Source organism: Tolypothrix sp. VBCCA 56010, assembly GCF_050875635.1.
GTDB lineage: Bacteria > Cyanobacteriota > Cyanobacteriia > Cyanobacteriales > Nostocaceae > Hassallia.
On sequence record NZ_JBPAOH010000031.1, the window covers coordinates 56227 to 65292 of the forward strand.

At 41.5% G+C, this 9066-nt stretch carries 8 protein-coding genes, 1 tRNA gene and 2 pseudogenes; 5 read left to right on the forward strand and 6 right to left on the reverse strand.

Translation table 11 applies throughout. The features are described 5' to 3' along the window. Positions 1-869: 869 nt before the first annotated feature. Positions 870-3581, forward strand: coding sequence for a HEAT repeat domain-containing protein (locus AABK37_RS13445; RefSeq protein ID WP_432552065.1), 2712 nt, complete (start codon positions 870-872; stop codon positions 3579-3581). 53 nt (positions 3582-3634) lie between these two features. Here the strand turns inward: AABK37_RS13445 and cobA are convergent, their stop codons facing one another. From cobA to AABK37_RS13465, 4 genes are all read right to left on the reverse strand, one after another. Continuing rightward, positions 3635-4483: a uroporphyrinogen-III C-methyltransferase gene (gene cobA / locus AABK37_RS13450; RefSeq protein WP_432552066.1), complete on the reverse strand. Its 849-nt coding sequence runs from the start codon at positions 4481-4483 to the stop codon at positions 3635-3637. Next, positions 4480-5244: a sirohydrochlorin chelatase gene (locus tag AABK37_RS13455; protein WP_432552067.1), complete on the reverse strand. Its 765-nt coding sequence runs from the start codon at positions 5242-5244 to the stop codon at positions 4480-4482. The genes cobA and AABK37_RS13455 overlap by 4 nt, the downstream gene beginning before the upstream one ends. 165 nt (positions 5245-5409) lie before the next feature. After that, complete coding sequence (locus AABK37_RS13460) at positions 5410-6093, reverse strand: manganese catalase family protein (protein ID WP_432552068.1); 684 nt, start codon at positions 6091-6093, stop codon at positions 5410-5412. Positions 6094-6332: 239 nt separating this feature from the next. Then, the gene (locus AABK37_RS13465) at positions 6333-6713 is read right to left on the reverse strand and encodes a DUF4359 domain-containing protein (protein WP_432552069.1); all 381 of its coding nucleotides are present in this window, start codon (positions 6711-6713) and stop codon (positions 6333-6335) included. 115 nt (positions 6714-6828) lie between these two features. Here AABK37_RS13465 and AABK37_RS13470 point away from each other — a divergent pair. Continuing rightward, positions 6829-6901 (forward strand) — tRNA-His (locus AABK37_RS13470). A 1-nt stretch (position 6902) separates the two neighbouring features. Here AABK37_RS13470 and AABK37_RS13475 read toward each other — a convergent pair. Further along, a complete protein-coding gene (locus AABK37_RS13475) occupies positions 6903-7481 on the reverse strand; it encodes a TetR/AcrR family transcriptional regulator (RefSeq protein ID WP_432552070.1) in 579 nt (192 codons plus the stop codon). A gap of 261 nt (positions 7482-7742) precedes the next feature. After that, positions 7743-7925 carry a hypothetical protein gene (locus tag AABK37_RS13480; protein WP_432552071.1) on the reverse strand — a complete coding sequence of 61 codons (183 nt, stop codon included), beginning with the start codon at positions 7923-7925 and terminating at the stop codon, positions 7743-7745. Between the two features lie 58 nt (positions 7926-7983). Here AABK37_RS13480 and AABK37_RS13485 point away from each other — a divergent pair. The 3 genes and pseudogenes from AABK37_RS13485 to AABK37_RS13495 all read left to right on the forward strand — a co-directional run. Further along, positions 7984-8187 (forward strand): annotated as a pseudogene (locus AABK37_RS13485) (RNA-guided endonuclease TnpB family protein); the annotation flags it as partial. Between the two features lie 154 nt (positions 8188-8341). Further along, the gene (locus AABK37_RS13490) at positions 8342-8620 is read left to right on the forward strand and encodes a hypothetical protein (RefSeq protein WP_432552072.1); all 279 of its coding nucleotides are present in this window, start codon (positions 8342-8344) and stop codon (positions 8618-8620) included. Then, positions 8592-9066, forward strand: a pseudogene (locus AABK37_RS13495) (RNA-guided endonuclease TnpB family protein); the annotation flags it as partial. The gene AABK37_RS13490 and the pseudogene AABK37_RS13495, both read left to right, overlap by 29 nt.

Here is a 9066-nt window from a genome sequence, read left to right on the forward strand (position 1 = left end):
ACTTTTAGTGTTAGTTGCTTTGGCATAATTATGATGCTCAAAGATGCTTGCATTCCAACACTATTAAAGTGACTGGCGTTGTGTTGCTTTCTCAAAATAAATCTGGCTAATCAACAAGTTTTGAGTGTAATTTACAGTTCAAAAAAATTAAGCGAATCAGCATTTTATGACTTGGAGATAAAATGCTGACATCTATAACTCAAGCTTTACAGCCGCAAACAGCTACTAGTGCAATTTAATTAGTGGCTGCATGGATCTACATTCTATCATGAGCAGGTCAAAAATTGCAATTCATACCTGACAAATCTAATCTTACTAAGCTATAGCGATCACATAGAACTAAACCCTTATTTATTAGTATCTTTGATTTGATTGATTAAAAAAAATTACTAATAACCTAAGTTGCTAGTTACAATCCGACAACGATTAAAATCGCCGTCTCATACATAAAGTCCGTTAAAACGGACTATAAATCTCAATCGCGTTAGTCGGTTTTAACCGACTTGCACTGTTAGACAGCGATTTTAATCGTTGTCGGGTTCGGTCTAAAATCGATGGAATAATAAAAACGCAACTCACGTTAATAATTAGGAATGAGCGCAAAAATAATTGTAAGGCACATTATACAGTAGCGGTAATTCATGAATTACCGCTACTTACGACGTGACTATTGCGCTCATTCCTGATAATAAAGAAAGTTTTGTGCGACTGGTTACAATTTTTGCCAAATAACAAGGGCTAGGTTCTTTGATTTGAATAAAATCGACCATTAAAGTTTACGTAAGCTGCATAATTAGCACATAAAGTCACCTATTACTTTAAATCAGGGATGTAGAAATAATCGAGAGTGATTCAATAGGGGCGCACTTATGGCTAAACGTATCTACCGAAAGCTTTTAACTCATATTAGTTTATGTGCGATCGCTATTTCATCGCCTTTACTTTTGACCGGCATCAGTTGGGCGCAAACCTCCACGGACACGAACGTTGAGCAAATTCAGCAGCAAAAGCCAGAAGATATCCAAAAACGTTCAAATCAAATCAATGCTTTAATTAAACGCAATTCGCCAGATGCTATTGTTGAGCTAAAAAAGGCTTTGAAAGACAATAATCAGGAGATGCGTAGCTATGCAACCGATGGTCTGAGAAGCATCGGTACAGGTGCTGAAGCTGCTTTGCCTGACCTGATTGAGACTCTTAAAAAAGACCCCGATAAGGATGTGCGTGCTGGTGCAGTCAGGGCTATCAGAGCGATCGCTCCAGAAGCTGGTGTCCCTGCATTCATCCAAGCTTTCAAACAAGACTCAGATGCTAGAGTGCGCGAACTAGCTGCCCAAGCTTTAGGGGAGGTTCCGACAAAAGCCAAACAAGCTATTCCTGACTTGATCGAAGCTCTTCTAAACAACCCGAAGCTAGACGTGCGTAAAGGTGCGGCTGAAGCCTTGGCAAAGATAGAGTTGCATCGAGATGCTGTGCCTGACCTGAGAAAGGCACTAAAAGACACAAGTTGGCAGGTGCGTCGCTCTGCTGCTCAAGCTTTAGGAAATATTGGTGCAGAAGCTTCATCCGCTGTACCTGACCTAATTTCTGCTCTCAAAAAAGACCGTAACTATACCATGCGTCGCTCTGCTGCTGAAGCTTTAGGAAATATTGGTATGAAAGCTTCATCCGCTGTACCTCAACTAATTGCCGCTCTGAAAGACCAAAATTTTAAGGTACGTGGCGATGCTGCTGAAGCCTTGGGAAAGATGGGTATAGAAGCTTCATCAGCTATGCCGAATCTGATTATAAATCTCAAAGACGAGAATAAAGATGTGCGTCGCAAGACAGTCACTGCCCTGAGCCAGATTGGTCTTAGCCTTAAGACCAAGGCAAGCGATAATCAGCTATCCATCTCAGAATTGAATCGAGGCATATCGCCTTTGGAGACAGCCTTAAAAATTGTAGAAGAGCCTAAGAATAAGTTCTCAACAGAAGATATGGAAAAAATAAAACAAGTTCTCTATCTTCTTAATAGCAAAAAAACAGAACACTTATTCATCAATCAGATTCTCAAGAATCCGTTAGTATGGGGAGTTGGAATTTACTTTATCTTACTCTTCGGGATTTTTTGGCTACGCCCTCTATGGTTGCTAAAAATTGATAAATTCCTAAAACCTATAGGTTTTAAAGTGCCTGTTGTCGGTACAGAAATATCGCTGAACTTTTTATTGTTGCTGCTGAAAGACCACCCCAGAGTGCTAGATGCTTGGGTAGCTGCACACCTGAAATCAGTTAGAGAGGAATTTCAGGAAAAGGATACAATCAGCAATAGAAATGTTTATATATCTATCCCTGTTATACAGAACGGTAAAACCGTAGCCCAAATTAACGGCAAAGATTTGTACGCTAGCTTTAAAAAACACCGAAATTGCTTGCTGATTCAGGGTGAAGGCGGAGTCGGTAAGACCAGCCTTGCCTGTCAAATTGCGAAATGGGCAATGTCAGAAGATGAGGCAGAACGCCTCTGCCAGCACCCGATGTTACCAGTGCTAATTGAGGAAGAACTGGATTTGCAATCAGCAGAAGATACACGAGTAGCAGCTAAACAAGCTTTGATGGCGGCTATCAGGGGACAGGTGCAAGATTTGACGAACCAAGCAGAGCCACCCTCCGAGGAATTGCTGGAACTCCTTCTCAGGCAACGGCGAATTTTGGTAATTGTAGATCACTTTTCGGAAATGAGCGAAGCCACACGCAAAGCAATTCGCCCTGAATCTCCGGATTTTCCGATCAACGCTTTAATTGTCACCTCACGCTTTGAGGAAAAGCTGGGTGGAGTAACCAAAACTACCTTAAAGCCTCTGCGAATTGAGGGTAATCGCCTGTCGTCGTTTATGGAAGCCTACTTAACTCAGCAAGGCAAGCGTGACTTGTTTACCGATACAGAGTTTTTCAATGCTTGCAGTCGCCTGTCGGTGATGGTGGGTCAGCGAAACATCACCGCACTACTAGCGAAACTGTACGCCGAACAACTGATTGCTGTCAAGGTTGAGGGGATGAAGGAGTTACCCTTACAGATGCCTGATAGTATCCCGGATTTGATGCTTTCTTACCTAAACGAACTTAACGCAAGCGTGAGCGGGGTAAAATTGAGCGATCGTACCGTACACAAAGATGCTAGTGCGATCGCTTGGGAATGCCTCAAACAAACTCTTCGACCTACAACTGCTAATACAGAGGTGGCTCACGCTATCCTGGGTGGTAACAATGCGGAAACTCGCCTCAAGTATCTAGAAGACCGTCTCCGTTTGATCCAAACTATCGGTGCTGCACAAGACCAAATCCGCTTTGCCCTTGACCCCTTAGCAGAATATCTGGCGGCTTTGCACTTAATAGACTTTTACGGCAAAGACTCGCAATTATGGCAGGAGTTCTTACAACAAGCAGAGGCTATACCCGGATCGCCAGATTCAATCAAAGGCTTCCTCCTCGCACTGCGAGATTGTTGCCTTATCAAAGGCAAACAAGCAAACGTGCCAAACTTTGTAGCAGAGGAATTGGGAAAACTAGCGAGTTTATCTTTACTTGTAGCAGTTTAATTTCTATAGTGTCAAACCGGACGACAACCAGATACTCCCTTCCCGCTACAAAATTACCTATCTTCTTTTTCTTCTTCCTTCGTGTCCTTCGTGTCTTCGCGGTTCGTTAGATAGGTATTCTTCGAGCGGGAAGAAAGTAAAATGCTGTGCATATTCACCACAGATCCAATAACAGCGATCGCCGGCGCTCCAAATCCAGTTGTCTCTACTTGCTCTACAATTGTCTTTAATTTACCAATTAATTCTTCTTGATCCGGTCGCGTACCCCAACGCACTAAAGCGATCGGCGTTTCTAAATCCAACCCGGCAGAATGTAACTCTTGGACAATGTAAGGCAGATTGTGAATTCCCATATAAATCACAATCGTTTCTGAACCGCGAGCGATCGCATTCCAGTTTACCGTCGGTTGGTACTTCCCCGCTGCCTCGTGACCCGTGACAAATGTCACCGAAGAACTATACAAGCGATGAGTTAAAGGAATACCCGCATAAGCTGGAGCCGCGATTCCCGATGTAATACCGGGCACAACTTCCGCAGATATCCCAGCTTTCACCAATTCTTCCATTTCTTCGCCACCGCGACCAAAGATAAACGGATCGCCACCTTTTAGCCGCACCACTATTGCATTATTATCTGCTTTATCAATCAATAACTGCGTAGTTTCTGATTGTAATAAAGAATGTCGCCCCATTCGCTTACCGGCGTTTATTTTCTCTGCGTTAGGATTAATCATTGCGAGAATTGCCGGACTTACTAAAGCATCATAAATGACGACATCGGCACATTCCAACAAAGCTTTACCCTTGAGAGTCATTAATCCCGGATCGCCGGGTCCCGCACCGACTAAATAAACTTTTCCCAAATATTTCTTTTCTACTTCGTTGGTGTCTTCGCGGTTCATTTGTGAATCAAATCCCAAATCAGATCGGCTAATTCTGCACTTGCTCCCAAAGGTTCAGCCAGTTGGAAACGCACAGCAGGGAATTGTAATTTTAACTCTTGTTCAGAGCGAGCGATCGCATCTGTGATACCGCCAGCAAATAAAAAATATGGCAAAATAGTAATATTTTTACAACCAGCACTCACCAACTGTTTCACTCGTGATTCTAAACTAGGAGCCACAGACCAATAAGCTGTTAATACTCCCAAATTCGCTGCCATTGCTTCGACTTGTTTTTTAGAACCAGGACGACGGCTACCATGAGTTAAAAGAATCCATCCTTGGTTATAATAATTTTCGCTGCTTTTAGCAATTTGCTTTGCTAGCAACTTTTCTACACCAGCATGACTACCTAAATATGGTTGCAACTCAATTATGATATCTTCAGCCGCCTGTTGAGCCAAAGCCACTTCACCGGGAATATCTTCCATTACATGCACCCCAGGCAGCAGAAATAATGGTAATATTTTTAGGCGATGATACCCACTCGCTTTCAGCATTTGGGCAAATCTTTTAATCTGCTCGTGCAAAGGTTCAGGCTTCAATTCTAAGTATGCAGTACTTACCAATTCACATTTTGGCGGTGACACCACACCACCAATGATAGACCTTTGTAAGTTGCTTTCCAGCTTATTATTTACCAGTTTTGCCAATTGCTGCATAGCAATTTCCTGGCGCGGATCGCGACTTCCGTGAGACACCAACAGATATGCAGATAGCATTAGCGATCGCTTACTCAAAGCGGAAATTTTATATATCTTATCAGATTATTAAGTAGCGTAGACGCAAATCTAATTCGCGTCTACGCAGCCCTAACTATATAACCTGCAAAGCTGATAAATTAACTTCTCGGATAATCTCTTCCTTTCCTTTGAAATTAATTCAAACTATTTTGCCGCACCTGGGTCAGCAACGTAACGGAAAGTCGGTTCCGAATTCCAAGGACCGCGTTCATCCTTACCGTTGGTAGACAAGTTGTAGTAAATATCCACAGTGTTATCTGGTTGGATATTTCCAAAGAACGGGTCGGTTAATTTACCCAAAGAATCTAGCGCTTTCATAAACATTTGGGTATGAGAAATTTCTCTTGTCAACAAATGAACGAGCGTGTTTTTCGTTCCTTCATCAGTGGCTAGTTTAATCAAGGATTCGTATGTTTGACGTGCCCCTGCTTCAGCAGCAATGTTAGCCCGCAAATCGCGCACTACATCGCCACCTTCATTTACATAGCTAGCACTCCAAGTATTACCTTGACTATCTAATAAGTGTGGTCCCACACCCCGCACTGCAAACAAAGTGCTTTTGTAAGCATCGGTTTGGTCAACATTTTTGGTGTGAATTTCAATCAATTGACCCACCATTTCTAAGTGACCGAACTCTTCTAAGGCAATATCTTGCAGCATATCGCGAATACTGGGGTCTTCGCAATGAAAGGATTGAGTCCAGTATTGCAAAGCTGCTGTTAGTTCACCAGTTGCACCACCAAATTGCTCTAAAAGCAGTTGAGCATAGCGCGGATTTGGCTCTTTGACATCAACAGAATGAATCGGGTCTTTTTTGTGAAAAAACATCAGTGTCTCCCTCTCTTTTTATGGCACATTCCAGCATTTTTACTTGTTGCTAAAAATGCTCGGCACACATTTAATCATGTTATAGATTACATCCAATCTTTACCTTAACCTTGAGAATGACTTACTTGATAAGCATCTATAACCAAAGTTGGATTTTGTCAATGATAAAATGGAAATAAAAATAACTCTCACAGAAGAAAGCGTCTTGAAAGTGAGGAGGAATCAATTACGCTTTTTTTCTAGTGCTGTTCGGCGTTGTAAGTATAAAAGCTTTCAAATGCTCCTACACTCTCAAATGTATAAGAAGGCAGCCATGAATTCAGTTTTAAATCTGTACGATAAATACTAAAAATAAGAAAATCTTGCCGTTCCGTAGTCCCTGCAATAAGTTCCCGCACTTGTGGACTAGCGGAGTCTACTAGTTTATCGCAATCTAATTTAATTAAATTTTCTAACATCTTTGGTGTTTTTTTGCAGACATCGCTTTTTAAGTATTTTGTCAACCGTTGCACGGCATATTCTTCATATTCCGCTTGACTGGGATTTGTCTTCGCCATCGTCACTCCCAAGACAACTAGTCCGACACCGACAATATATGTCATAATTGTTGAGAGTCTCATTTTTCCTAACTGTTAATCACTGAAGTCTCTTGACTCTAGATTAACTGACTCCGTTCCTTAAACAAAAACTCACAGATCCATTTATCAGGGTTATGTTATAATGAATCGAAGAATGGCGAGCGTAGCCAAGTGGTTAAGGCAGTGGTTTGTGGTACCACCATTCGTGGGTTCGAGTCCCATCGTTCGCCCTCATTTGAGAATAAGACCAACGGCACGGCGAATGTATGCTTCGACTGGTTCAACGCTAGGCATAAATACCAGCGCGTAAAGCATAATCCCACTCATGAGGTCAAAAACTAAATCGCTGTCTGTATCAGCGTGGATTTCATTTCTAGCCTTAGCCCGCTCGATCGCAACCTGAAAAGCTTGGCGTCGTGGTAAAAGGTATTTTGTCCAATAAACTTGGGCAAATTGCGGACTGCTGGAAGCAGCACCGATAATCATCGCCAGAATTTGACGACCCAAAGGTGTGAGAGTAGTTTTCACCGCAATCTCAATAATGCAGTCTATATCGCTTGAAAGCGCACCTGTATCAGGTATTTCAATTTCTTGACGAACACTTTCAATCGCGTCAGCCACTAGTTCTTCTTTAGAAGCATACCATCGATAGATTGTGGTTTTGCCAACACCAGCCGATCGCGCGATCGCATCAATACTTAGGCGATCGTAACCGATCTGAGATAGCAAATCGAGAGTTGCCTTGATGATGGCTTGATGAGATTCTGCACTGCGCGGTCTTCCTGGTTGTTTTTTGTCTGATTTCGTCATGATTGGGGACGCTTGGACGCTTAGATTAGGGATTAGGGACGTTTGGACTGGTGAGTCCTGCACAATTGTCTTGGTTTCCCTCTCAATCACAAAGACGCTTCGCGTTCACCAAGCAATACAGTTGAGTTAGAGAAAGCAAAAAGTGCAAAGGTGAATGTTTTAAATTTTATTTCACCTTTACCTTTCTCCTATCATGGTATAGCGGGAGGGTGAGAACCCCTACCTTTAAACGTCGTGGGATGAAACCCGATACGTAGGACTTTAGTCCGCAGTGTCTCTTGCCCATCGCTCAATTAATTCACTAACACTGATATTTTTATCATTGGCTCTTGTTTTTAGTATTTCCCAAGCCGTTGGAGTTAGCAAAACAGTGCGCTTTGTTTTAACTTCATCGTGCAAGTACGGAATATTTTTTTGTCCTTTTTGACCTTTTCTTGTTGACATTATTAGCTGTGCGGTATAAGCTAAATATATACTAGCAAAGCAGCAGGAGGGGAGTCAACTGTACAAGACAATACCACTAAAAGCAAGATTTACGGATGAAGAAAAAGCGTTTTGGGTTAACCAGTGCGAACACGCTAACAGTTTGATAAATTCAGCGATTTACCACACTCGACAAATTCATTACAACAAGCTTGAACAGCTAGAAGATGCATTTACAACTTACTGGTCTGGTGATGAATTACGCTACGGTTGGAAGACGTATTGCAAAATTTTCATCATTTTATATTCATTTATAGTCAAAGGTACTCAAAAAATCCCACGATAAGATGTTTACAATGATTTTTATGAACTTGATTGACATAAGCAAATATACTTCTATTAAATGAATTCCATAGGTCGATGCTTTGAATACAACCATGCAATTAGTAGAAAAACACATTGTAAATAAATCTCATCCTGATTGGTCTGAGTGCGAACAACTTTGTCAAAATTCCAATACGATTCGCAACCAAGGACTTTATATACAACGTCAGTCGTGGTTTTACGGACATGGCGTAGTGAAATTTGGAAAAACCGAGTTGCATCAAAATATAGATGCATTAATGCTCATGTTATTCTTGTTACCATACATTGCCTGCATTTCTAGCTCAACAAGTGATGAAATCAGTGAATGCAGAATGGACGGCTTTTTTTAAGGCAATTAAGGAATGGAAAATTAATCCTTTATCGTTTACGGGTAGACCAAATCCACCAAATTATAAACCGCCGAAGGGACGTTATAAAGTAGAATATCCCCATACAAGAGCATATAAAAAGGTAAAAAAATTAGGGATTATCCACTTACATAAAACAAGTATTCTCATTCACTCTAAACACGCAGAAAACTATGACTGTGTGCGAATAATTCCAAGTACTGGATGTTATGTAATTGAAGTAGTTTATACGACAAGGGAGATTGAATTATCTGAATCTGGTTTCAAAGCCGCAATAGATTTAGGTGTAAATAACCTTGGGACTGTAACTTCAAATAAGCCCGGTTTCCAACCGATTCTTATTAATGGCAGACCAATAAAATCGATTAATAATCGATACAACAAATACATTAGTAAGCGACGCTCAACAAATAAAAAGCTGCATGGTA

What these genes read in the sequence shown, in the direction of transcription:
- cobA (WP_432552066.1), bottom strand. Translation starts at nt 4,483, where the DNA reads ATGAACCGCGAAGACACCAACGAAGTAGAAAAGAAATATTTGGGAAAA.
- AABK37_RS13475 (WP_432552070.1), bottom strand. Translation starts at nt 7,481, where the DNA reads ATGACGAAATCAGACAAAAAACAACCAGGAAGACCGCGCAGTGCAGAA.
- AABK37_RS13465 (WP_432552069.1), bottom strand. Translation starts at nt 6,713, where the DNA reads ATGAGACTCTCAACAATTATGACATATATTGTCGGTGTCGGACTAGTT.
- AABK37_RS13455 (WP_432552067.1), bottom strand. Translation starts at nt 5,244, where the DNA reads ATGCTATCTGCATATCTGTTGGTGTCTCACGGAAGTCGCGATCCGCGC.
- AABK37_RS13460 (WP_432552068.1), bottom strand. Translation starts at nt 6,093, where the DNA reads ATGTTTTTTCACAAAAAAGACCCGATTCATTCTGTTGATGTCAAAGAG.
- AABK37_RS13480 (WP_432552071.1), bottom strand. Translation starts at nt 7,925, where the DNA reads ATGTCAACAAGAAAAGGTCAAAAAGGACAAAAAAATATTCCGTACTTG.
- AABK37_RS13445 (WP_432552065.1), top strand. Translation starts at nt 870, where the DNA reads ATGGCTAAACGTATCTACCGAAAGCTTTTAACTCATATTAGTTTATGT.
- AABK37_RS13490 (WP_432552072.1), top strand. Translation starts at nt 8,342, where the DNA reads ATGCAATTAGTAGAAAAACACATTGTAAATAAATCTCATCCTGATTGG.